General features: G+C 60.5%; 22 protein-coding genes. 10 read left to right on the top strand and 12 right to left on the bottom strand.

The window, feature by feature from the left end:
* Positions 1-119 precede the first annotated feature (119 nt).
* Positions 120-1,421 carry an LssY C-terminal domain-containing protein gene (locus ACFX4T_RS06140; RefSeq protein WP_377651132.1) on the bottom strand — a complete coding sequence of 434 codons (1,302 nt, stop codon included), beginning with the start codon at positions 1,419-1,421 and terminating at the stop codon, positions 120-122.
* 211 nt (positions 1,422-1,632) lie between these two features.
* Between ACFX4T_RS06140 and ACFX4T_RS06135 the strand changes: the two genes are divergently transcribed.
* From ACFX4T_RS06135 to ACFX4T_RS06125, 3 genes are read left to right on the top strand one after another with little or no spacing between them, the layout of a single operon-like run.
* Positions 1,633-2,235, top strand: a complete 603-nt coding sequence (locus ACFX4T_RS06135) for a PadR family transcriptional regulator (RefSeq protein WP_216924574.1) — start codon at positions 1,633-1,635, stop codon at positions 2,233-2,235.
* Positions 2,232-3,998, top strand: a complete 1,767-nt coding sequence (locus ACFX4T_RS06130) for a sulfatase (RefSeq protein ID WP_377651131.1) — start codon at positions 2,232-2,234, stop codon at positions 3,996-3,998. Before ACFX4T_RS06135 ends, ACFX4T_RS06130 begins: the two co-directional genes overlap by 4 nt.
* A gap of 59 nt (positions 3,999-4,057) precedes the next feature.
* Positions 4,058-5,416, top strand: a complete 1,359-nt coding sequence (locus ACFX4T_RS06125) for an MFS transporter (RefSeq protein ID WP_377651130.1) — start codon at positions 4,058-4,060, stop codon at positions 5,414-5,416.
* A 52-nt stretch (positions 5,417-5,468) separates the two neighbouring features.
* On the opposite strand, the gene ACFX4T_RS06120 is transcribed toward ACFX4T_RS06125, so the two are convergent.
* Complete coding sequence (locus tag ACFX4T_RS06120; protein WP_377651129.1) at positions 5,469-6,446, bottom strand: NAD-dependent epimerase/dehydratase family protein; 978 nt, start codon at positions 6,444-6,446, stop codon at positions 5,469-5,471.
* Positions 6,447-6,553: 107 nt separating this feature from the next.
* Between ACFX4T_RS06120 and ACFX4T_RS06115 the strand changes: the two genes are divergently transcribed.
* The 3 genes from ACFX4T_RS06115 to treS all read left to right on the top strand — a co-directional run bounded on the left by ACFX4T_RS06115 (position 6,554) and on the right by treS (position 10,408).
* Positions 6,554-7,123: an RNA polymerase sigma factor gene (locus tag ACFX4T_RS06115; protein ID WP_377651128.1), complete on the top strand. Its 570-nt coding sequence runs from the start codon at positions 6,554-6,556 to the stop codon at positions 7,121-7,123.
* The gene (locus tag ACFX4T_RS06110; protein ID WP_377651127.1) at positions 7,120-7,941 is read left to right on the top strand and encodes a hypothetical protein; all 822 of its coding nucleotides are present in this window, start codon (positions 7,120-7,122) and stop codon (positions 7,939-7,941) included. The genes ACFX4T_RS06115 and ACFX4T_RS06110 overlap by 4 nt, the downstream gene beginning before the upstream one ends.
* Before the next feature lie 190 nt (positions 7,942-8,131).
* The gene (treS, locus tag ACFX4T_RS06105) at positions 8,132-10,408 is read left to right on the top strand and encodes a maltose alpha-D-glucosyltransferase (RefSeq protein ID WP_377651126.1); all 2,277 of its coding nucleotides are present in this window, start codon (positions 8,132-8,134) and stop codon (positions 10,406-10,408) included.
* A gap of 66 nt (positions 10,409-10,474) precedes the next feature.
* Here the strand turns inward: treS and ACFX4T_RS06100 are convergent, their stop codons facing one another.
* From ACFX4T_RS06100 to ACFX4T_RS06065, 8 genes are all read right to left on the bottom strand, one after another.
* On the bottom strand, positions 10,475-11,599 hold the full coding sequence (locus tag ACFX4T_RS06100; RefSeq protein WP_377651125.1) for an alcohol dehydrogenase catalytic domain-containing protein: 1,125 nt from the start codon (positions 11,597-11,599) through the stop codon (positions 10,475-10,477).
* Positions 11,592-11,897 carry a putative quinol monooxygenase gene (locus tag ACFX4T_RS06095; RefSeq protein ID WP_216924558.1) on the bottom strand — a complete coding sequence of 102 codons (306 nt, stop codon included), beginning with the start codon at positions 11,895-11,897 and terminating at the stop codon, positions 11,592-11,594. The genes ACFX4T_RS06100 and ACFX4T_RS06095 overlap by 8 nt, the downstream gene beginning before the upstream one ends.
* Positions 11,898-11,924: 27 nt before the next feature.
* Positions 11,925-12,530: a glycerol-3-phosphate responsive antiterminator gene (locus ACFX4T_RS06090; protein WP_377651124.1), complete on the bottom strand. Its 606-nt coding sequence runs from the start codon at positions 12,528-12,530 to the stop codon at positions 11,925-11,927.
* 46 nt (positions 12,531-12,576) lie between these two features.
* Complete coding sequence (locus ACFX4T_RS06085; RefSeq protein ID WP_377651123.1) at positions 12,577-14,100, bottom strand: FAD-binding oxidoreductase; 1,524 nt, start codon at positions 14,098-14,100, stop codon at positions 12,577-12,579.
* A 3-nt stretch (positions 14,101-14,103) separates the two neighbouring features.
* Positions 14,104-15,774, bottom strand: a complete 1,671-nt coding sequence (locus tag ACFX4T_RS06080; RefSeq protein WP_377651122.1) for an FAD-dependent oxidoreductase — start codon at positions 15,772-15,774, stop codon at positions 14,104-14,106.
* 48 nt (positions 15,775-15,822) lie between these two features.
* On the bottom strand, positions 15,823-17,331 hold the full coding sequence (locus tag ACFX4T_RS06075) for an FGGY family carbohydrate kinase (protein WP_377651121.1): 1,509 nt from the start codon (positions 17,329-17,331) through the stop codon (positions 15,823-15,825).
* Between the two features lie 20 nt (positions 17,332-17,351).
* Positions 17,352-18,785, bottom strand: a complete 1,434-nt coding sequence (locus ACFX4T_RS06070; RefSeq protein ID WP_377651120.1) for a nitrate/nitrite transporter — start codon at positions 18,783-18,785, stop codon at positions 17,352-17,354.
* A 211-nt stretch (positions 18,786-18,996) separates the two neighbouring features.
* The gene (locus tag ACFX4T_RS06065; RefSeq protein ID WP_377651119.1) at positions 18,997-19,251 is read right to left on the bottom strand and encodes a GNAT family N-acetyltransferase; all 255 of its coding nucleotides are present in this window, start codon (positions 19,249-19,251) and stop codon (positions 18,997-18,999) included.
* Between the two features lie 158 nt (positions 19,252-19,409).
* On the opposite strand from ACFX4T_RS06065, the gene ACFX4T_RS06060 reads away from it, so the two are divergent.
* Complete coding sequence (locus tag ACFX4T_RS06060) at positions 19,410-19,847, top strand: VOC family protein (RefSeq protein ID WP_377651118.1); 438 nt, start codon at positions 19,410-19,412, stop codon at positions 19,845-19,847.
* A 10-nt stretch (positions 19,848-19,857) separates the two neighbouring features.
* On the opposite strand, the gene ACFX4T_RS06055 is transcribed toward ACFX4T_RS06060, so the two are convergent.
* Positions 19,858-20,523, bottom strand: coding sequence for an alpha/beta fold hydrolase (locus tag ACFX4T_RS06055; RefSeq protein WP_377651117.1), 666 nt, complete (start codon positions 20,521-20,523; stop codon positions 19,858-19,860).
* Positions 20,524-20,548: 25 nt separating this feature from the next.
* Positions 20,549-20,893, bottom strand: a complete 345-nt coding sequence (locus ACFX4T_RS06050; RefSeq protein ID WP_377651172.1) for a rhodanese-like domain-containing protein — start codon at positions 20,891-20,893, stop codon at positions 20,549-20,551.
* Between the two features lie 297 nt (positions 20,894-21,190).
* On the opposite strand from ACFX4T_RS06050, the gene ACFX4T_RS06045 reads away from it, so the two are divergent.
* Genes ACFX4T_RS06045 through ACFX4T_RS06035 form a run of 3 tightly spaced genes read left to right on the top strand, consistent with a single transcriptional unit; the run spans position 21,191 to position 23,739 of the window.
* Entirely contained in the window at positions 21,191-23,032 is a 1,842-nt protein-coding gene (locus ACFX4T_RS06045; protein ID WP_377651171.1) for an FG-GAP-like repeat-containing protein, read from the top strand.
* A gap of 52 nt (positions 23,033-23,084) precedes the next feature.
* A complete protein-coding gene (locus tag ACFX4T_RS06040; RefSeq protein WP_223947386.1) occupies positions 23,085-23,456 on the top strand; it encodes a metal-sensitive transcriptional regulator in 372 nt (123 codons plus the stop codon).
* Between the two features lie 49 nt (positions 23,457-23,505).
* Positions 23,506-23,739: a heavy-metal-associated domain-containing protein gene (locus ACFX4T_RS06035; protein WP_223935099.1), complete on the top strand. Its 234-nt coding sequence runs from the start codon at positions 23,506-23,508 to the stop codon at positions 23,737-23,739.
* Positions 23,740-23,742: the final 3 nt, after the last annotated feature.

Here is a 23,742-nt window from a genome sequence, read left to right as displayed (position 1 = left end):
GTCGGGCGTTTCCTCAGTGGCAGCTGTGGCGTGTGGCTTCCTGACCCACTTTGCCTCTCAGAGCGTGCCGACACGCCGCATTTCCCGGCGCGTCGCGGGACCCGCGGCGTGAAAGAAGGTCAGGAAGCCACGCGGCGAACCACCGACGGCGGGACGGCCGGAACCCGCTGGCGCTTGGCATAGATCCGGGCCCGTTGGCTGGACAGGGCCAGGAGCACCAGGATGTCCGTGGCCAAGCCGGACAGGCCTGCCTCAAGCGTGAGATTGGTGGTCCCCGTGGAGGCGTCGATTGCCTGAACCACGATCGAGATGGAGCTGAGTCCCATCGCAATCACACGGGCGCCGTTGCTGCCCAGGAATATCCGCCAGGCAAGGAATACCTCGCCGAACCCGAAGACCAGGACGATCGCAGCTATGGTGACGATTGCCGCCGTCGTGCTTTGTGGGTCAAGGCTGGCGTCCTCGATGGTGATGTCGCCGCCCGAGGTCAGCAACGTGACAGCCAAAGCCAGCGCCGCCAGGGCCCGGACGACCACGAGGAATGCGCCCGTCATGGTGGGTGCGGGGCGGCGGTCGCGGCTGTCCGTCTGACTGGCTGGCTGGTCGACGGGGACGGGCACTCGGCGGGCGTCGATGATGGGCAGATCGCCGTCCGTGGAGATCGAGTCCCCTCCGCCATTGCGCGAGTGATATCCGGTGGAAAAGTCCTTGATGACACGGACGGTCACGGCAGGCTCAGCCTCGGCGACCGTCCGTACGATGTGGTCCCGCTCCACGTCGGTATTCTGCTCAATCTTGTGCGTGATCTGGAGGGTAAACAGCGAGAAACCAACGCTGCGATCGTAGGTGCCGGCGGCGAGCCAGTCGACCTTGTGCCCGCCGGGCAGCATCCAGCCCTCAGGGCAGCGCCAAAAGCGGACGTGGTGGCGTTTGCCAGGGTTGCTGTCCACTTCCTGCTGGTAGGCGAAGTCCTGCTGGCGGTCAAAGAGGTACAAGGGACTGACCGGTGCCTGCGTGTAGCTCTGCCGCAGGATCGTTGAACTGATGATGCGGCGACTACTGGCAAAAGTCACGTCGTCCGCAATGGTCCACCCAGCAGCCCTCATGATCGCTTGGATCTGCGGCTCGGTGCCCATGAGGGCCACGTTGACGGGGTCACCGAGCAGTCCGTCGCTGGTCCGGGCGCGGCCGATGAAGTAGCCGGGGACGTAAATCGTCGTCAGGATCCGGTGGAGGCGAGGCAGCAGCAGGTAGGCCAAGAATGCCCAGAACACGAAGGAGAACCACAGCTGGCCCCACCCCAGATGAAAGCTCTCCCCCACCAACAGGAATGCCAGCCACACCGCAGCGGCCCCACCAAGGACGAAGAAAGCGTGGTCGAGCCTGCTGTCCGTGACTCCCTTGTTCGGCGCTTTGTACATCGTTCCCCCCTGTGCTCCTTAAGCTTCGCCTTTCGCCCTCCTCGTGTACACAGGCTCGGGCGTTAAGGTTCGACGCCGGAACTTAGCCAGCTGCCGCCGTCGAACACTAAAGCATTCCACTTGTGTCATTGACTCACCATTCCACTTGTGTCATTCTTTTCTTTAGAAAGCGTGACCCGCATCACGCAATGACCTTCCAATGGAGAGAACAATGAAGCTCGAACACATCCTTCTTGGAGTCCTGCTGGAGCACCCGAGCACGGGCTACGAGATCAAGAAGTACCTGGACACCCATGGCCGGTTCCTGCGCTCCAATACGCAGATGAGCCAGGTGTACCGCTCGCTCGGGAGCATGGAGAGCCAAGGTTGGGTGACCCACAGCGTGGACCCGCGGCCCGGCGCACAGGACGCAAAGACCTACCGCGTCACTGATGAAGGAGCCACCGTGTTCCTCGATTGGCTCACCGGCCCGTATCACCCGGCCAGCCGTTTCCAGGACCCGGAACTCGGTGCACGGTTGTCCTTTTCCGGCTTCATGAGCGCCGAGCAACTCCTCCGGATTCTCGACGTCGAAATCCAGACCCGCCAGGACGAAATCGCCAGGTACCGCAACCGCGACCGCAGGGAACAATGGGCTCCCACGATCGCCTTTGACACCGAGCTGGCCGAATCTGTGGGCGAGCGCCTGCACCTGATGGGCGCGAGCGCCATTGATGCCCACGTCGCTGGACTGATCAGCCTGCGCAAGGAGCTCCTGGATGGACAGTTGTCGTCCCGCTCGCTCACCGCAGTACCGGCGGAGCTGCGACCATGAAGGCCATCATTCTCATGTTCGATAGCCTCAACAGACACATGCTGTCCCCCTACGCGGCGGACACGTTCGTAGATGCGCCCAACTTCGCCCGCCTGGCAGCAAAGACGGCCACGTTCGACAATTTCTACGCCGGTTCGATGCCCTGCATGCCGGCCCGCCGCGAAATGCACACCGGGCGCCACAATTTCCTGCACCGCAGCTGGGGGCCGCTGGAACCATTCGACGATTCCATGCCGGAGATGCTGGGAAAAGCAGGAGTGCACACGCATCTCGTATCAGACCACCCGCACTATTGGGAGGACGGAGGCGCTACCTATCATCCCCGGTACAGCACCTGGGAGTTCTTCCGTGGCCAGGAGGGCGACCCGTGGAAGGGTGTAGTAAATCCTTCCGGCGGAAGCCAGGACTGGCGTGCCGGGATGAAGCGGCAGGACCTCATCAACCGCAGTTACATGCCCACCGAGGCAGACCACTCGCAGACCAAAACCGTGGACGCCGGCCTGCACTTCATCGATACGAACCATGAGGCAGACAAGTGGATGCTCCAAATCGAGCTTTTCGATCCGCACGAGCCCTTCTTCACCCACAGCAAATACAAGGCTTTGTACGAGCATGACTACGAAGGTCCCGAATTCGACTGGCCTGGATACCAGAAGGTCACCGAGCCCCAGGATCAGGTGGAGCACGCCCGCTACGAATATGCCGCTTTGGTCTCGATGTGCGACAAGTCGCTGGGCCGGGTCCTGGATGCCATGGATCAGTACAACCTTTGGGAAGACACCCTCCTCCTGGTGAACACGGACCACGGCTTCCTGCTGGGTGAACATGGCTGGTGGGCCAAGTCTGTTCAACCATGGTTCAACGAACTCGTGCACCTGCCCATGTTCCTGTGGGACCCGCGCACCGGCGGCAAGGACACCCGGCGTGGAGCCCTCGCTCAGACCATCGACATCGCACCCACCATGCTGCGCTTCTTCGGCGTCGAACCTACGAAAGACATGCAAGGCCAGGATCTGGCCGCAGTGCTGCAGGACGACAGCGAAGTGCGTGAGGCAGCCCTCTTTGGTATCCACGGTGGCCACGTCAACATCACTGACGGCCGATACGTTTACATGCGTGCCGCCGTCGATCCTTCCAATGCACCGCTGGAAGATTACACGCTGATGCCCACCCACATGCGGTCTCGGTTCTCTACGGCCGAACTCGCGCAGTGGGCACCTGCGGAAGCGTTCAGTTTCACCAAGGGACTGCGGACAATGCAGCTCCAGACCACCTCCATGATGAACTCATGGGTCCACGGAACGCTCCTGTTTGACCTGGAAACCGATCCCGGCCAAACAAACCCAATCCTCGATGACGAGCTGGAATTGCGGCTCCTGAAAACACTGGCCAACCTCATGCATGCCAACGATGCACCCGAGAGCCAGTTCCAGCGGCTCGGAATCCCTTTCGATGCCGAACCCACAGCCCAGCACCTCCTCGCCGCCCGGCAAGCGGACAGGGCGCGGCTCGCCTTGGAACCCCTGCCTCCGATGGACAGCTTCGCCGACGGCGGAGCGGCCTTAACACTGCCCCTTCTGGAACTGCTCCAGGACGTCCGCGGCCGCGAAGCCGTGGAGAAGCACCTCCCCGGCCTCATCAGCACTGAACTGGTTAACATCCCCGCCCAGCTCAGCCTCTACCAGCTCGCAGCCGTCATCCCGGTTTCCTCGAGCGCCCTCGGGTCCATTGCCGAGGAACTGGCTGCCGTCCCCACGGCGTAACTCCAAGCCAGTGACACATCCCCAACCCAGCCTGACAATGTAGACAGGACCTACAGCCCATGACCACCCAACCCAGCCCTGCCCTCTCCACGGAAGCTCCAGCTGAAGGAGCAGCCCAAGCCAGCAAAGTTCCCCACCGCTGGCGAAACCTCGCTGTCCTCACCGGCGTTACCGTGGTGGACAATACGGAAGCCGGCCTCAGTGCCACGCTCTTCCCGACCATTGCGGCAGCCCTGAAACTGCAGAGCAGCCACCTTGGCCTGCTCGCCGCACTCGGCAAAATCATCGCTGTCCCTGCCGGTCCGGCGTGGGCATGGCTTGCCGGGAAGATCGGCCGACGGAAAGCTCTGATCGCCACAACCCTGGCAGGTGGCGTCTTCGGTATAGCGGCAGGTTTCTCGCAGGACTTCGTTCAACTGTTGATCCTCAACACCCTGATGTCGGCGTCGATCATCGGCGGAAGCCCGATCGCCAACGCGATCATCGCGGACTCCTTCGATGACAGCCAGCGCGGCAAGGCTGCGGGTTACTTCTACGGATTCATGAGCCTCATCAGCTCCTTCATTGCCCCGCTCATCGCCTTGTTCACAGGCATCACTGACGGCTGGCGGTTCGGCATGTGGACCATCGGTGGCATCTGCATCCTGGCTGGCCTCTTGGTGGCGTTGCTCCTGAAAGATCCTGGTGTGGGCGCTTCCGAGAAGCAGCTCGCAGACCTCAGCGCCCGCGAGCGCCTCGCCCCGAAAGTCACGGTCCGCTCGGTGGCCTCGCTGTTCCGGATTCCAAGCTTCTCCATCATGATGCTTTCCCGCCTGCTCTCCGGGCATCTCCTCATCACGATCTTCGGCATCCAGTTCCTCGTGGTGGAACGGGGCTTCACCAATGCCGTGGCCGCCATTGTCCTGGTGCCCTTTGGGCTCGGCTACTTCGCCGGGACCGCCGGGGGTGGCTGGCTAGTTGCCCTCCTGGACCGGATCCTTCCCGACCGTGGCCGGGTTGCCTACCTGCAGGGCGCCCAGGTTCTCTTCGCCGCCGTCGCATTCTTCGCCACCCAGTTCGACTACCACAACATCGGCATCTACAGCGCATTCTGGGCCCTGATCGGCTTTGCCCAAGGAGCCAACCCACCCGCCAACCGTCCAATCGTCGCAGCCGTCGTCCTGCCGGAACTTCGCGGCCAGGCCTTCGCTATCTTCCTGACCGTTTTCGAGACGATCGGGTGGGCCGTCTTCTCCCTCGGAGCGGGCGCCCTGGCCTCAAGCCTCGGAATCCAAGCCGTGTTCCTCTGGACGCTGGTGATCCTCATGCTGGTCAACGCGGCCGTCCTCACCGCCCTCTACTTCTGCTACCCGCGGGACGTGGAGCGTGTCCGTGACACGTTGGAGCGGCGCCGGCAGGAAGCACTGCACCAAGCCTGACCCCGTAGTTAAATCTCGACGTCGGTACTCAGGTGAGTGCCGACGTCGAGCTTTAACTGGTGGCGAGGTTGCCGACGCTGAGTTGTTTGTGGTCGATGAGCCACTCGATGGACTCTCGCACCGCCTGTTCCGGCTCATACCGGGGCGCGTAACCCAGCAGGGACTTGGCTTTCTCGATGCTGAAGCAATGGTTGCGTGACAGGTGGCTCCAGCTCGTATCCGCGTGCCCAGGCGCGGAGACCCTGCGGAACTCCTCCCAGCTGACTGGCTCGAGGCGAGGTTCTTTCCCGAACCAGGACGCGGCGATCCCGACGTATCCGCGAACCGTTAGGGCGGTGGGAGCAACGATGTTGAAGTCCTCCCCGGCCGCCGCTTCACGTCGCTGGACGGCTTTCTCGAAGGCTTGCGCGACGTCGTCGGCGTGCACGTGATGCATCAGCTCAGTGCCACTTCCGGGAACCTTTAGCGGCCGCCCGGCGGAGATCGTCTCCCACACGGATGGGTCCAGGTTTCCAAGTGGCCCGATCGGCTGCCATCCAGGTCCGACGATGTGACCGGGGTGCAACGACGTTGTGGCCAGCCCGCCTGAAGCCGTCTCTTCCTTCAACATGCGGGCTATTGCGCGCTTCTGGATGCCATACTCATCGGTTGGGGCCGCAGCAGAATCCGAGCCCTCCGCGATGGGCAGCTTCATGCTGGCGCCATACCGCCAAATAGAACCGCAGTGAAGGAGGTGGCCCACCTCGCCGCGGAGTCGGTTCACCAGCGCGGTGGCGGAGTCGAGCGTAAAGCAGACCAGGTCAATCACGACGTCGGCACCCAGTTCCACGATCCGGTCACCGAAGGTGCCGTCCCGGTCCTCCTGCTCCCGGTCCGCTGTGACCTGGCGGACCTGCTGCCACTCGGGTGTGTCGGTGTAGGCCTGGCGGATTCCGCGGCTGATGTTGGCCACCTCATGGCCCGCGTTGACGAGCCTGGGCACGAGGAACGAACCAATGTGGCCACTGCCGCCGATGACAACTATTTTCATGGGTACTCTTCGCCTTTGGGCCTGCGTGGGTTGGAGTTCCAGAGTAGCTGCCAGAATTGTTCGATCATCGGCGACACATTTAGGCAGGTGGCGGACAGGTATAAGGTATGAGTCATCTATCGAGAGCCCCTGATAGGGCGGACGCCTTCCGGTCGTTATACGAAGCTGCATATACCGACCTTTTGCGGTTCGTTCAGCGGCGGACGGAACCAGCAAGTGCTGAGGACGTGGTCGCAGAGGCGTTTCTCATCGTCTGGAAACGCTTCTCTGAAGCTCCAGCGAATGAAAGTGACGCCCGGGCCTGGCTTTTCGGAATCGCACGGAATCTCCTCCTGAACGCTCACCGTGGAGAACGGCGACGTCAAGCGTTAGGTGTTCGGCTGGCTGAAACAACAACGGATGCTTTCAACGCCTCGCACGCCGAACTGGTCGATCACCTCATTGATCTGAGCCGTGCTTGGCAGCTTCTGTCTGAAGCTCATCAGGAAGCCCTGGGACTCGCCGTGTTTGAAAACCTTGCCGCGCCGCAAGCTGCCAAGGTCCTGGGAATCTCACCGGTGGCTTTCCGTCTGAGATTGACTCGCGCCAGACGGGCCTTGCGGCTCCTCCTTGACCACCTCCCTCATCATGCTTCCGATACTTCGGCGGCATCACCTGAAAAGGCAGCAACGCTATGAAAAGTGATCAGAGACTCGACACACTTCTGCGCTCCATGGACGCAGCAGAACAAAGTTCACCGCCGGATCCTATCCGGGCGCACGCGGACCTGAACCGCATACTCAGTTCTCAAGCAGCAATTGCCTCCAGCAGCACATTGCCAGATAGCCACGAGTCCAATAAACCCAAGATCCGCCAGCGCCGACGCGCGCTCACTCTTGCAGGCCTGGCGGCAGCAGTTACAGCCGGATTTGTCATCATGCCGGCACTCTCGGGAGGCGACCCGGCCTTCGCGACCTGGACGGCAGCCCCCGGGACACTCACTGGCTCAGACCGTGACAACGCCGTCTCAGACTGCCGTAACTCGAAACAGAACGTAGGCGGTGGCATGTACTCGACCGAACTTTCGGCTGCGGAAGTAGCCATCGCCGAGCGGCGCGGTGCCTGGGTCACGGTCGTTCTCACTGGAGCTGACGGCTTTGAAGCAACATGCACTACCGATGCCACGGCAGCCTGGTTCCGCAAAGGGATCATAGGTTCCATCGGTAAACCGGCTAATGTCACCGCCCTCCCCGCCCGAGGCATCGCTGCTACTCAACTGGGAACGGGAGTAATCGCAGACAAGCCCATCTCGATTGCGTCAGGCCGCGTGGGTGCCGATGTCACAGGTGTTTCCTACACCAACGCTGACAAGGAAGAAGTGCTCGCAACCGTAGCGAAAGGCCAATTCGCCTTTTGGCTTCCCGGAAATGAGTTGCAGAACGCGACTGACCGAGGAGTGCCCGTTCACGTGACGTACAGCGATGGTTCCAGTGAAATCCAGCTGCTTGACTTCTGAGCTCAGACGTTCGGGCGCCCTGGAATCACGTCATTGGCCAGCAACCTGACGACTCACTTCTCCCAAGCTCGACAAACCCCATGCCGTCGTGACTAGCATGAATACTCCGGGCAAGCCCGGGTACGTGACCTCTTGAACGACCCCCTCGGACGGTCGGCGTTGACGCGGCGACCACGTAAAGGAGAAAGCTGTGCGGGAGCCTGTAGTCAGCGAGAGCGTGTCAGAAACCAACGGGAATCCAGACGAAACAACGGAGGATCCGCAGGAAACGCAAGCCGACGAAACCGCCACAGAGTCACCCGAGATCACCTTCGACGAACAGTTCTATCCCGCTCGCCCAAAGGCGCTACGGCCGATCGCACGGCGCCGGCAATTCTTTGCTGCCAGGCCTTCCTTGGAATTCGATGGGCGCAATCCCACGTATGTGGACTGGCTTCGCAACCAGTCGATGCTCGGCGACGCCAACACCATGGCCCGGCAACTCTCAGGCCAAGCAAGCATGTGGCAGAACGCCTACGCCCGGCCAAACCCCAGGGCTGCTGTGGAGCGCGCACCCGTTTGGTTCACGGCCTACCCTCTCTCCTTCATCACCCGCGAAGGTCAGTCATTCCTGTCGGCGTTGGGAGAGCCCGGGCTCTGGAAAGCATTTCGGGAGATCGGCATCCGTGGTCTCCACACCGGTCCCGTCAAGCTGGCCGGAGGCATCAGCGGTTGGTCCCAAACGCCCAGCGTAGATGGTCACTTTGACCGCATCAGCATGGCGATCGATCCGGCATTCGGCACCGAAGAAGAATTCCGCCGGATGTGCGAAGTCGCCGCAGATCACGACGGGACGGTCATCGACGACATCGTGCCCGGCCATACAGGCAAAGGCGCCGACTTCCGTCTTGCCGAGATGAACTTCCGGGACTACCCGGGCATCTATCACATGGTGGATATCCCTGAGGAAGACTGGCACCTGCTGCCCGATGTTCCCGAGGGCGAAGATTCAGTGAATATCAGTCCAGACGCCGAGCAGGCCCTGCAAAAAGCCGGGTACATCATCGGCAGGCTCCAACGCGTGATCTTCTACGAACCCGGGGTCAAGGAGACCAACTGGAGCGCCACCAGGCCGATTGTGGATACCACCGGCAAAACCCGCCGCTGGGTGTACCTCCACTACTTCAAGGCCGGTCAACCATCCATTAACTGGCTTGACCCCACATTCGCCGGGATGCGGTTGGTGGTGGGCGATGCGCTGCACTCCCTCCTGGACCTGGGCACCGGCGCCCTGCGGCTGGATGCCAACGGGTTCCTCGGCGTGGAGAAGAGCGCGGAGGAGCAGCCGGGTTGGTCAGAAGGCCACCCCCTGTCCGAGGCAGCGAATCAGCTCATTGGCTCGATGATCCGCAAAGTGGGTGGGTTCTCCTTCCAGGAACTCAACCTCACCATTGATGACATCAAGGCGCAGTCCGAGTCTGGCCCGGATCTCTCGTACGACTTCATCACCCGGCCGGCCTACCACTACGCGCTGGTCACCGGTGATACCGAGTTCCTACGGCTGACGCTTCGGTTGGCCATGGAGATCGGTGTGGACCAGGCCTCGCTGGTGCACGCACTGCAGAACCACGACGAACTGACCTACGAGCTGCTTCACTTTGCCGCTGGCCACAGGGAAGACATCTTCGAGCTTGGGGGCGAAGAATTAACGGGCGCCGAGGTTGCCGAGAAGGTTCAAAGCACCCTGCGGGAACGCCTCACCGGTGAGAACGGGCCCTACAACGCGGTCTTCACCACCAACGGCATCGCCTGCACCACCGTCAGCTTCCTCATGGCGGCGCTGGGAATCAAAGACCCGGACTCGATAACGCCGGAGCAAGAGTCCCAGGTCCTGGATGCCCACGTGCTCCTGTCAATGTACAACGCGCTGCAGCCTGGCGTTTTCGCGCTTTCCGGCTGGGACCTCACCGGCATCACCGCCTTGGATCGCGAAACGGTCCGGGAGCTCACCTCGCAGGGCGACACCCGGTGGATCAACCGCGGGGCACACGACCTCATGGGGACGAGCCCCGACGCCAAGACCTCCCTCGCGGGCATGGCGCGTGCCCGGAGCCTCTACGGTCCGCTGCCTGAACAGCTCAAGGATCCAGCCTCCTACGCCCGACGCCTCCAGCAGATCCTGAAAGTAAGGGAAGAGTCAGGGATCGCAACGAGCACTTTGCTGGACGTGCCCGATGTTTCCAACCGCGGGCTGCTAGTCCTGGTCAACCAACTCGGCAACGGCGAGCTTGAAGTCACGGTCCTGAACTTCTCCGACCAGGACATCGCAGGCAGCATACAGTCCTCCCATCTTGTCCCTGGAGCCAGCGTCCACGATCTTTTCAGCGGCGAAAACGTGGGGCAAGTGGATGATCTTGGCAGCTTCTTCCTCGAGCTGCGGGCGTTCCAGGGGACCGCGCTGGTTCTGAAGGAAGCCGAGACCGAATAGAAGCCCCCGACGTCGGCACCCGCGTGAGTGCCGACGTCGGGGTTTGGTGTGGGCGGTTTGCCAGCGCTATGGCTCGGCAGTGGTGAAAAGGCGCCGGACGATGCTTCCATTTGCGAGCGCGTCCAAGGCTTCATTGATCTCGGACAGCGGTTTGGTGTCCGTATGCAGCAGCTCCACGGGGAGTCGCCCTTCCCGCCACATCTGGATGTAAAGGGGAATGTCCCGGCTGGGCACCGAATCCCCCATGTAGGACCCCAGCAGACGTTTGCCCATGCCGGCGAATTGGAGGGCCTGGACGGTCAGGGTTTGCTTCGGGTCAGGTAGGCCCACCGATACCAGGACTCCGCCGCGCGCCAGCAGTGAGAGACATGCTTCCATAACCTTGGCGTGCCCCACTGCCTCGATTGATACGTCAACGCCCTCTTCCGTGTGGGCGGCGACCAAGTCAGCCGCCTCGTCGGGCCCTGCCGCGTAGTCGGCGCCGCAGCACAATGCGAGTTGCTGTTTCTCTGCCAGCGGGTCAATGGCAATGACTGTTGTTCCGGGAATTTGCGCTGCTGCCATCACGGCCATTAGCCCCACCGCCCCGAGACCGAACACAATGACTGACTGGCCTTCCATTACTTGGGCCGTGTTAAGTACTGCGCCGACACCAGTGAGTGCGGCGCAGCCAAACATGGCGGCGACATCCATGGGCACGTCCTCATCGATCACCACGAGGGATTCGCGGGCAACGACGGCATATTCGGCGAAAGCGGAAACACCCAGGTGATGGTTAATGCGTTCACCTGAGCCGCCAATGAGCAGGGCATCCCCGTGGAGCAGGTCGCCGCTGGTATTTGCTTCGGCACCCCGGCGACATAACGCTGGGCGACCAGCGTTGCACGCCGAACAGTTACCGCAGCTGGGCACGAAAACGATCACGACGTGGTCTCCGCGCTTAATATCCATTACGCCTGAGCCGACTTCGGTAACCGTACCCGCAGCTTCGTGGCCCAGAACCATTGGAAGGGGTCGGGGTCGGCTTCCGTTGACAACGGAAAGGTCCGAGTGGCACAGGCTCGCACGCTCGATTCTCACCTGCACCTCCCCCGCGCGCGGTTTTGGACGTTCAAGCTCTTCGAGTTTGAGGGGACTGCTGTCCGCGTATGGGTACGGGGCGCCAGCGCGGCGGAGCACGGCGCTACGCATCGCCACGGCCTTCATACGTTTCAATGGTTCGGCTATTCAGGCGCGGAAGGATCTCGCCAATGGCCAAGGTCTTGAAATGTTCGTACGTTCGGTGGGCGGCGAAACCAGCTGCATCGGTGTACTTCTCCAGGATCACGAAGTGTCCTGGATCGTTCACGGATTGAAAATAGTCGTAGGCCAGATTCGCCTCCTCCTGACGGCTGGCCTCCGCCAGCTTGCCGAGCAACCCGGCGACTTCCTCTACTTCTTGGGTGATGGCGTGATAATGGGCAATTACTTGGAAGTGCGTCTCTGACATTCCGTTCCTTGTCTTATGAGTTGAGTATCAGTTTGTTGACGTTTCGACGCTGTCTCGTCCGGCCAGATCCCATAGCTCGGCAGCGCTAGTGGAAACCGCTTTGGCACCTTCCCTCAGGGCCCTCGCCACATCGCCGCCCGTACGGATGAAGCCGGCAGCAACGAAGGGGGTGAGGCTGCTGAGTTCTGCCGGTGAAAGGTGGGCGATAACGGGCCACGGCATCACCTGGACCAAGTGGGGTTTGCTCTGTTCAACAGCCCCGGTGCTGCGCGGCAGGTTGGACCGGTCCGTCACGAAGACCTTCTGCATTGTCACCATTTCCATGGTGTTGGCGCGCTGGATCAAAGCCGTCTTGGTGCTGACCAATCCCTCAGTGCCGATCTTCTTTAGATATTCCACGGCGCCCCGGTCCTGCCCCAGCCCGGAGCAGGCATCGATGTTCACAAAAGTGAACTTGCCGGCAGCCGTCAGAGAGTGAAGCAGTCCTTCAAGCTCATGCAATGCCACATGGGCAAGGATGCACACCTGACATCCTGAGCCGAGAAAGCCTGGCACCGCGTCGACGCCGAATACGGAGCCGATCACAGGATTGCGGCTGAGCCGAAGGTCCAGTTCCTGTGGAAATTCAATCATCTTTGGATCCTCGTCGTTGTATGCGGGTCACCTGCACAGGCGCACGCTAAAGACCCAGTTTGCCCGGGTTCAGAAGGTTTTTGGGATCCAGCGCACCTTTAACCGCCCGGAGTACTTCGAGCCCGCCGCCCAAGGACGCCTCCATGTAGGGTGCGCGCAACAAGCCAACGCCGTGATGATGGCTCAGCGTCGCCCCATGCCGGATGATGACTTTGTTGGCGGCGTCCCACGCGGACCTGTACCACTTGGCACGTTCATCCACTTCAACATCGCCGCGCACGGAGAAGTACAAACATGCTCCATCAATGTACGCGTGTGATTGATGCGCGGAGCCTGCGAGAGTACCGGGTATGGCGTTGAGTGCGTCAACGACTTCGGTGTAGATGGCGGGCAATTCCTTCCAATTGCCGATCATCTCCAGGGTGTCGGCCACAAAACCGGGTCCTCGTTTGAAACCCTCGGCACTCTTACCCGTGAGGTACCTGGTATCGAGCCATCGCTCGAAGATCATTTCTCCGTTGAGCTCGCTACCCGTTGCGGCGCAGACGCGTTCACTGATTACCATCCCTGCATCCACTAGTTCCTGGGTACCCTCATCTGCCACCAACAGGACGTTGGTATCCGGAAGGTCAAATTGCACGCCGCTTTCAAGGTTGTCGTATAGGCGGAGCGCGGCTGGCGTTGCCCCCTGCTGCATTATTTGCCGACATGCTTCCAGCCCTTCGGCGAAGGTCGCGAACCCATAGGCAACCGCACGGCCGTAATCAGGCAGCCGATGCAGTTTGAGACGGACTTTGGTGATAATGCCCAAAGTTCCTTCCGACCCGATAAAGAGCTGGAGCAGATCGGGACCGACGGCGGCCCGGGCACCATTGCCTACACTGATCACTTCCCCGTTGGCCAGAACCACATCGAGTCCGTGGACCATGTCCTCGATCTTGCCGTAACGGGTGGAAAGTTGGCCGGCCCCGCGGCAGGCGACCCACCCACCCACAGTGCTGATGGCATAAGAGGAGGGCCAATGGCCCATGGTCATGCCGTAGTTGGCCTGGATTGTCTGCTCGAAAATGTCTCCAAAGACGCCGGCCTCCACTTCAACGATCTGACTCTCCTCATCGAAGCTGGTGACTTTGTCCAAGCCACAGACGTCCAACACGAGGCCACCGGCAATGGGCAGCGCCGCACCGGTGACGTTGCTGCGTCCTGCCGAGACCGTTACCGGGATGCCAGATGCCGAGGCTATCCGCATGATGTCCTGCACCTGCTCAACGCTGGAGACGTGGACAATCACGGCGTCCGAAGTGGCTGGCTGCCCGCCCGTTTCTGCAATCATTGTGCCGGCCCACCAGTCGCGGGTACCGTCCAGCACTTCTTGGGGTTCAGTGACAATCCTGTCCGCGACTGAAGCCAACTTATCCAAAATGTCCGTGTTGATCGTGGCTGGGTTTGTGGAGTAGGCAGCCTTCCCGTCAAGGGACCCCAAGGTCTGGGCGAAGTGCGGCTGAGTCGGCGCACCTACAGTGTAATTGCCTCGGTTGTAGCCGCGTTTTACTGCTTCCTTGCTGATCATTGTCTAGTTCTCTCCCATCAGGATGGCGCGTTCATGCGCGGTTTGGTTCTTGTAGCTGGCAACCTGGGCATCAATTTCCGTTGCGGGCAGGTCGAGTTCTTTCATGAGCAGCTGGCCCACCCGCTCTGCAGCTTCCGCAGAGGCGTCCCGGGCGACAAGCCGGGCCCGGGTCCGGCGGGACATGATGTCATCGACATTGCGGGCCATCTCATGGCGTGCGGAATAAATGACCTCCGCTTCCAAGTAGGGCAAGCCGTCAATGATCGGCTTGTTCAGCCCTGGGTCCTCCGCCAGAATGTCCGTGACGAATCGGGCTTCTGTCCCGTACCGCTCCCCCAAATGCGAAGCAAGGCCACCTGAGGCAACAATCGCCTCAGCGTCGTAACCAGCAGCACCTAGCAGGTAGGCGTTCTTGGTTCGGCAGCGGCGGTTTTCTCCCAACACTTTCTGCGCTGCGTCAATGGTCTGTTCGGCCATGTGCCTGGAAGTGGTGAGCTTGCCTCCGACGACGGTCACCAGCCCATCCGGGTCGGTACGGATCTCGTGGTTGCGTTTAACTTCCAGGGTTTTCCCTCCCGGAGGTGCAACCAGGGGCCGGCAACCGCCTATGCTGCCAAGCACGTCCTCCGGCTCTACATCGATGTTGAGTGCGGACCGGGCGCCTTCCAGGAGGAAGTCCATCTCCTCGCGAGTACAGTTCACATCGTCGAGGTTGCCGTTGTAGTCCTCGTCAGTGGTGCCCAGGTAGGACGTATTGCCCCAGCGGGTGATAGTGGCGCGCCGGTTGCGTCCTGGAACCGGGATGGTTACCGTGCAGTCGTTGCGGATTTTGGTCCATGGGACTGCAATGTGAACGCCCTTGGCTGGCCGGATATTGGGCGCGTCAACTTCTTTGCCGGCACCGGTCCAGTCCCGAAGCCAAACACCAGTGGCGATGATGACAGCGCTGGCGCTGGCGCGAAGCTCCCGGGTTCCGGTTTCGATAACTACTCCGTTTACTTGGCCGCCCTGGCGGGTCACCTCAGTGACTTTTGCACCGTTAAGCACGGTTGCTCCGTGGAATGCTGCGGTGCGGGCCAAGGTCAGCGTCAGCCTCGCGTCGTCGGCGCGTGCGTCGTAATACAGGAAGCCGCTCTCAAGGTTTTCAGCTTTGAACGTAGGGCAGTGGGAAAGGACTTCATTTTTGGTCAACTTCTGATGGAGTATGCCCTCGCGCCACCCGCCCGCCAGATCGTAGGTCCAGAGAAGACTTTCAAATCCTGCTGCAAGGCGGCGGTCAAAGACACCCGCATGCGAGAGCACCGGAAACAGGAACGGCAACCGTTGGACCAGGTGTTGAGCGTTTTTACGCAGTCGATGGCGTTCCAGGAGCGAGTGTCGCACCAGCGGTAGGTTGCCCTGTTCGATATACCGAAGCCCGCCATGGATCATCTTGGACGATTTGGAAGAGGTGCCCGAGGCGAAGTCATCCTTTTCCAGCAATGCCACCTGGTAGCCGCGTAGTGCCGCGTCCATGGCCGCATAGGCTCCTGTGACACCGCCACCGACAATAATGATGTCGAATTCTCCGCCATCCAGGCGGTTGATCTGCTCAGCCCTGTCCAATTTCAGGGGGCTGTCCGTAACCATCCGGGCACGCCCGGCTTTCGGTTTGCGTGAGGGCATGGAAATCATGAAGGTATGTCTCTCTCAATTGTCTTGGGTCGTGGCTGGTAGTCGGTGTCAGGAGTCACGGACAAGCGCCAACTCACTGGCGATACGCGAATTCCATGCATCGCGGCGGCCGAGTTGCTCAGCGGCGGTTAGTCGTGGTTCGAAGAGGTCTCCTGGACCCAGGCATTCGACGGCTTCGGTAAGGGAACTCCAGAGCAAACCGTCCGCGGCACCCATGAATGCGGCGCCACGCAGGCTTGCCGTGTCACAGGAATTCAAGCGACGCATGGGGATGCCTGTCAGGTCAGCCTGCATCTGGATCAGGGGATCACTGGCCGACATTCCGCCGCCCACTGCGATCTCGGTTACGGAAATGCCGGACACTGCCTCGTTGGCCTCCACACTGCTGGCCACAGAATGGGCAACGCCTTCCAGGATTGCGTAGGCGATTTCCGGCAAAGTACTGGACATCGAGAATCCAGTCAGCGATGCACGGGCGTTCGGTTCTACAACCGGCATGCGGAGACCGGTCAGAGCGGGAATGAACATAACGCCGTTGGAGCCGTCCACCGTGGCAGCCAATTCACTGATTCTCTGCGGAGAGTCGAACCAGCCAAGAGTGCTGCATACCCAGTCCAGCGCCGAACCCGTTGTCGCGGTAAATGTTTCCACCGCATAGGTGGTTTCGTGGTGCCGGCGCCATGCAGCCAGGCTTACCGTCCCTTCGTACAGCCCCGGCCGCGCCGGCATGTTGCTGCCCGTCACAAGATCGACAAAGCTGCCCGTGCCGTGAACGCACATTGCTTGTCCGGGACGCAAGCATCCCAAACCCACGGTACCGGCATGCTGATCACCCATGGCGGACAGCACTGGCACTGAAATGCCCAATTTGGAACTGTCGCTGTGACCAAGGTGATCGGCATCCTGACGCAGCTCGGGCAGTAAGTCCGAGGGAAAACCCAGGGCCTCGATCCAGCCCCGCTCATAAGCATGGTCGCTCAGAATGTAACCGCCGGCCGACGTCGCATTCGTCGTTGTAGCAACGTATGAGCGTTCGGCGGTGAGACTCCACAACAGCCAGGTCTCAACGGTGCCAAAGCCTAAGCGGCGTTCCCGAAACGCGACTTCCACTTCGCGGGTTTCCCTCAGATGATGGGCGGCCCAGAGATAGGGGGAACGTACTCCCGCAGGGCGCCCAACTGATGCGACAAGCCGTTCGTTCCATTCCTCTCCCAAGATGGCAAGTTCAGTAGCGTATCGGCTGTCCTGCCAAACCATGGCCGGCACCAGTGCCTGCCCTGTAACGGTGTCCCAAAGGACGGCAGTCGAGCGTTGCGTGGCAAGCGCGATCCCTTGAATGTCGACACCCTCATCAGCGGCGCGATTGAGGACTGCACGGCACGCGTCCAGCGTCTTGTCCAGAATTTCGTTGGCGTCCTGCTCCACCACACCAGGGCGGGGGCTTGAGACAGACAACCGTCGATACTCCAAGCCATGGACTCCGCCGTCGGAGGTAACCCACGCCGCCCGTGTCCCTGTGGTGCCTTCGTCTATTGCCAGAACGGCCGAATTTCCCATAAAGCTTCCTCTTTTCCGTGTCAGCGGGTGGGGACGGCGACTTGGGCGGCGTCGTTCCTGAATTGAGGCGCGTCGGTCTCCTCGTCGGGGCTGACGGGTGCGCGGGTTGGATCCCACTTGATGATGGAGCAAATGATGCAGGCAGCCAGGGGAACCGCGGACAGGATAAGGAACGTTGGCCCCAGTCCCAGTTCTGCTTTCAAAAGCGGGAAGATCAACAATCCCAATGCCGCGCCAGTACTGCCCAATGCTCCGATCACACCGTTGGCGCCCGCCCGGAGTTCGCTCCGGAAGGAGAGCGTGGAGATGCTCTTGCCGTTAGCGCCTGGACCACCGGAGTGGAACAGGATGAACAAGGACGGCACCAGGAAGGCAAGGAAAATCGGCAGGGTCTCGTAGAAGAAGCCCAGGATCAGGAGCATCACGAACACTGCCCCAAATCCGATTGCTGAGGCCCGACGAAGGCCAAGTACCTTGCCGATCCTTGGCGACATGAAGCCGCCGATAATGCCAAATACGTTGAAGACCAAGGCCCCTAAGGTTGCCACTACGAAGTCTGACCCGAAAAGGGTGAGGCTGATGATGGGTAAGTACCAGCCGACCGCGAAGTATTGGATGGACTGGCCAATCTGCACGGTGGCCGCCAGGATCGTTCGTGGCAGATAGGTACCCCGGAAGATGAGGGCGATATTGGCAGCGCCCCTGTTAGCCATGTTCAGGATCGGGGTGCGGTCCGCCAGCGGAGCGGGAGTGAAGTCCTGCCCGTAGATTTTGCTCATGGAAGCAGCGGCGCGGTCCAAGAGCCCTTTTCGGGCCGCCCAGGTGGGGCTTTCAACCATGAAGATGATCTGTGCCAGGAACAGCGCCAGTGCCACCACCCCGGCAGAGCCAACCGCAAACCGCCAAATCGAGTCGCCGACCCCCAAATTGTAGAAAGCAATCGCCAGAATCAGATTGCTGCTGACAGCCGTGTACCAGATTCCCTGCCACGTATTCAGGCGGCTCTTCAAGCGCGCCGGCGTGAATTCCGCCAAAACGGCCATCGCAATCGCAAAATCAATGCCATAAGCAGCACCTACGAAGAACCTGCCCACCAGAACAAGCTCAAAAGTCGGTGCGAAGGCCGCGAAGCCAGCGCCGGCGAAAGCAAGGAACTTGGCAAAGATGAGCGGTGGGATCCTCCCCCACCTGTCCGCCATCCAGCCGCCGATTGGATTGAACGCAATGGCTACCCAGGAGGCCAAGGACGTCAGGATCGCTATCTGTGTTGGGCTCAGGTGCAGGTCTCTGGTCATCGGACCGAGCCCGGCACTCAATGCCGAGTTGGAAAAGGCATCCAGGAACAGGCCACCCAAAGCCAGCCACCAGATAAGGCCTGCTCGACCGGAAATTCTGGGGCGGGCATCGATGTAGGACACGACATCGTGCACACCGCGAAGGACCAAGCTAGACATTCGTTCGACCTCTCTGTCGTGAAACCGTTTCGTCAGAGGTCGTCGCCTGTAAAACAAAAAATGGGCAGATTGAGACCTCCAACAGGAAGTCTCAATTCTTACCCTGTGCCAGTGATTCTATTCACAGTTCCTACGGCGCTGCAAGCGCCGGTTCGCAGATTTCAAAAACCATGACGGTTGCAATCGGAACCTGAGTGCCGGCGTCGGGGGTTTATGGCTGGTTTGTTAGACGTGGCTTGGCCGAGACGTCAATCCAGTAACGCCGAAAATACCGCCCGCTCTCAGCCTCCCGCAGATCCTCAAGCTGGCCGCCACAACGTTCAATGGTCTTGGCGGACGCCGCATTGGCATCATCACAAGTCAAAAGAACGCGGTCGGGCTCTCCCGCCGCAGCCAAACGGGCGCAAACTTCCTGCAGAGCCCAGGCCGCGAAGCCTTCCAGGCTTGTGATGTCGTCGTCCGCCAACAACCCCGCACCGTCCTGATGGGCCCCATTCCACTCGCGGACTCGGCAAACGAGTGGTAATAGGAAGCATCCGGTGCAACGAGTTTGAATATGTGGACGACTATATCCGTGGTCAAAGTAGCTGGAGCCAAGCGCTGCACCTTGGTAGCTTTCAACGCATGGCCATCAAATTTGAGAATGTGGGAATCGCTGTTCGCGACATCGAAGAAGCAATCGCCTTTTTCACCGATCTTGGTCTTACCGTCATCGGCCGTGACACGATCAGCGGCGAGTGGGCGGACATTGCCGTAGGACTTGATGGAAACCATGCCAAGATCGCGATGCTACAAACTCCGGACGGGCAGGGTCGCCTTGAACTCTTCGAATACATCCACCCGGATGCGATCGAGTCGGACCCCACTCGCCCCAACGACATTGGCATGCACCGCGTGGCCTTTTCGGTTGACGATATCGATAAGGCCCTTGAAATAGCTGCAAAGCACGGATTCCACCCCCTTCGCGGCGTGGCGACCTATGGCGACGTCTACAAGCTCACATACCTTCGCGGCCCCAGCGGAATTCTCGTCATGCTCGCCGAGGAATTGAAGAAGGCCTGACAGCCGAGCATTAGTGGCCCGGCTCTCGGGCGATTTTCTGGGCAAAATCGTTCAATACTGCAGCCACAGCTTCCGGATGGCTCAAGGCTGCGTAGTGCCCCCCTGGGATTTCCACCGGTTCGATTCCAAGCCGCTGATGTACTTGGCGTCTCATGAATGAAGCCGGAAAGAACCGGTCGTCACGGCACAGTATTGCCATGGTGGGGACGGCTGGATGCCGACCAGGCCAGGGCCCTGCCATCCAAGCACCTCGCTGATCGCGCTCCCTGTCGCGGGCCTGATCCGCGAGGTCTTCAGGGACCTCGTTGAAGAAGGCTTCCTGAGGGTCCGGGTCAATGGTCTCCCGGTTGTGTCGGGTGTTGATCCACCAGTCGCCGAATGTCTCGCCTGGCAGTGGGATCATTCCTGCCAAATACACAAGGCCTTCCGAGTGGAGCTGCTCGCAAACCAAGGGTGCCGTAAAGCCTCCCAGCGAGTGGCCCACCACGATCGTGTTCTGAGCATCGCCCACCGCTGCAGTCACTGCTTGGCTGTAATCCCCAAGCCCTGCAGCCTCGTCCTCGATGGGCAAGTCAACCGCGACGACGCCGTGCCCGGATGCCTCAAGCAGTGGCCTGACCAGATGCCAGTCCCATGCCGAGGAACCGCCACCGTGGATCAGTACGAAAACGGCCACATTCCCACCCCGCTTTCCAAGGACATCACGCGTGAGCTGTTACCAGCGGATCGGGCTTCTGCGAGCTGACGCCGGAAGCAGTCTCAAGTGGTAGGCCGTTCCGGATCCAGTACTCGATTCCGCCTATCATTTCCTTCACGGAATATCCCAGTTCGGCGAATGCGAGCGCCGCGAAGGTGCTGCCGTTGCAACCCGGACCCCACGAATAGACCACCACTTTTGAGGCCGCCGGGATCAGGTTTGAAGCCAACGCCGGAATCTGCGCGGTCGGAATATGTACCGCACCGGGAATATGCCCGTGGTCCCATGAGGACTGCCGCCGCGTGTCCACCACCACGAGGGAGCCCTGCTCCGACTCCGCCACTTCCATGACGTCGATCTCACACTGCAACTTGGCGCGAAAATAGGCGGCAGGATCGAGTTCTTTGGTGGCCGGTGAGGTTTTCACGTGTCCTCCTTTATGAAGAGCGGATTCAGCGGAGATCCTCGTTCCGCCAAAGCAAACAGTACGCTGAGCCTCCCCTTCCCGATGCCGCCGGGGTAGACTCCAGCCCACGACGCGGGGAAGTCTGTGGCATTTTGGGGGATTTCAATGGGAATTTTTGCCGGTAATTCAGCTCTGCTTTTTCATCGCACTTCGGAGGAACCTCGACGGCGGTTGGCAGCTGTGCTTTCGGCCGCCGCCTTGCTGTCCCTGGTACTTAGCGCGATGCCGGGTAATCCGGCGCGGGCCGACGTCGTGGTGAACAACATTAGCGTGGGCGAGGGAGCCAGCAACATTGTCGTCAACCCTGTCACCAACACCGTGTACGTCACGACGAACGACGGGCTAACCATCATCAATGCGAGGACGCAAGCCACTGCCAAGGTGAAAACAGGTGGGGTCCCGGCGGATCTGGCCCTTAATATCGCCACGAACAAGATCTATGTGAGTAACAAAGGCGGCGAAGCGAGCGGAACGGTTGCAGTTATTGATGGCAGTACGCATGCCGTGACCCAAGTCTCCGTTGGTCCCGATCCATATGCCATCGCCGTCAACCAAACCACGAACAAAATCTACGTCGGTGGCCGGGCGGGCCTGTCTGTGATCGATGGAAAAACGAACGCCAGCACAACCATCAACACTGACTGGGTAACACAAGTAGCGATCAACCAGGCTACGAACCGCGTTTATGTCTTGGCCAACGGCGTGAAAGTGATTAATGGTGCCACTAACAGCGTGACTCAGATCGACATGGGCTCCAGCGTTGCTTGGCCCACCAACTTGGCTGTCAATCAGGTCACCAACAAGGTCTACATTGCTTCGCGTGTCCGCAATTATATGGAACTCGAAGTCTTGGACGGGGCTTCCAACCAAGTGCAGCCGATCTACTCGGATCTGAACTCAAGCCCGGCTGGACTCGCTGTCGATGAAACGAACAACAGGGTCTACCTGGGCCGCATCTTGCTCGGGGACGGAACGCTGTCATCGCTGACTGGGGTCCTGTCCGTTTTCGGTGGTGAGGGCGGCGGTCCCATTGATATCAGGACAGGGGAAACGCCAGAGAAAATCGCGGTCAATGGCAAGACCAACAAGGTGTACCTCGGTGGAAACTACCTCGGTGTCAAAGTCATCGATGGCACAACTTTTGCTTTGTCGACGCTGTTTGTGAAGTCCGGAACAGCTATTGCGGTTAACGAGACCACTAACAGAATCTACGTCGCCAAATGGGCCGGAACCGTGGCTGTCATTGACGGGAGCATTCCGTCCCAGCTGAAGAACGACTTTAGTGGCGATTGGAAAACGGACGTCCTCGCCCGTGACACTTCAGGTCTACTGTGGCTCTACCCAGGAAACGGCGCGGCTGGATGGCAACCCCGCACACAGGTGGGGTCGGCTTGGAACTCCATGACCGCCGTCGTAAGTCCTGGCGATTTCAGCGGCGACACGAAACCGGACGTCCTGGCCCGCGACGGCGCTGGCCATTTGTGGATGTATCCCGGAAACGGGTCGGGCGGCTGGTTGCCCCGTGTACACGTCGGCTCAGGCTGGAACGCCATATCCGCCATCGTGACACCGGGCGACTTCAACGGAGACGGCACGTCGGACATTTTGGCCCGGGACACGTCGGGAATCCTCTGGTTGTACCCGGGTGACGGCCGCGGGGATTGGCTTCCCCGAACCAATCTGGGGGCCGGATGGAACGCCCTGACCGCGATCGTTGGCACTGGTGATTTCGATAGCAACGGTACGCCCGATGTCCTCGCCCGCGACGGCTCCGGGCTCCTGTGGCTCTATAGCGGCGATGGGACGGGAGGCTGGTGGGGGAACCGCAAGCAGGTGGGACAGGGATGGAACCCGATGACCGCGATCGTCGCCCCGGGAGACTTCAACGGCGACGGGCGTCCGGACATTATGGCCCGCGACAGCAGCGGCGCACTCTTCCTGTATCCCAGTGCGAGTGGCGGAGCGTGGCTGCCCACTGTACGAATTGGGCAGGGCTGGAACAGCATGACCGCCATTTTGTGATACCCCCAGGGGGTACTTGATTTGATACCCCCAAGGGGTATACATTCGATGCATGAGCCATGCAGACCTGAGTATCAGTCAACCGGGCGGCGACTTCCCCACCATCGAAGTCGACCTGGAGCACGCCGCGCCGCACGGTTACACCAGCAACAAGGATGCATACCTACGCCGCCTGAAACGCATCGAGGGGCAGGTCCGCGGTATCGCGCGCATGGTGGAAGAGGACAAGTACTGCATCGACATCCTCACGCAGGTAGCTGCTGCCACCAAAGCCCTGCACGCCGTCAGCCTTGGGCTCGTTGAGGAGCACATCGGCCACTGCGTGGTGGGCGCCGCCTCCGAACCCAATCCAGAAGCCCGGGCCGAACAAATCGACGCCAAAGTCAAGGAGGCCACCGATGCCATCGGGCGCCTGTTGCGGTAACTCCGCCAGCACACACCACACCATTCAACTCACTACAAGGGAGCGCATCATGAGCCAGACCATCCAGACAAACGTCAACGTTTCCGGCATGACCTGCGGCCACTGTGTTTCAAGCGTGAGCGAGGAACTCGAAGCTCTTAACGGCGTGGAAGACGTCTCCGTTGACCTCAACCCCGGCGGCCTGTCCACCGTGACCATCACCTCCACCAGCGAGCTCTCGCCGTCAGAAATAGGCGAAGCCGTTGCAGAAGCCGGCTACTTGGTGGTAGCCAACGAAGCCTAGGAG

This window comes from Paenarthrobacter sp. YIM B13468 (genome assembly GCF_042788025.1).
Classification (GTDB): Bacteria; Actinomycetota; Actinomycetes; order Actinomycetales; family Micrococcaceae; genus Arthrobacter; species Arthrobacter aromaticivorans.
The sequence above is the reverse complement of the archived record's forward strand: the minus strand, read 5'-3'. Positions and strand labels throughout refer to the sequence as shown.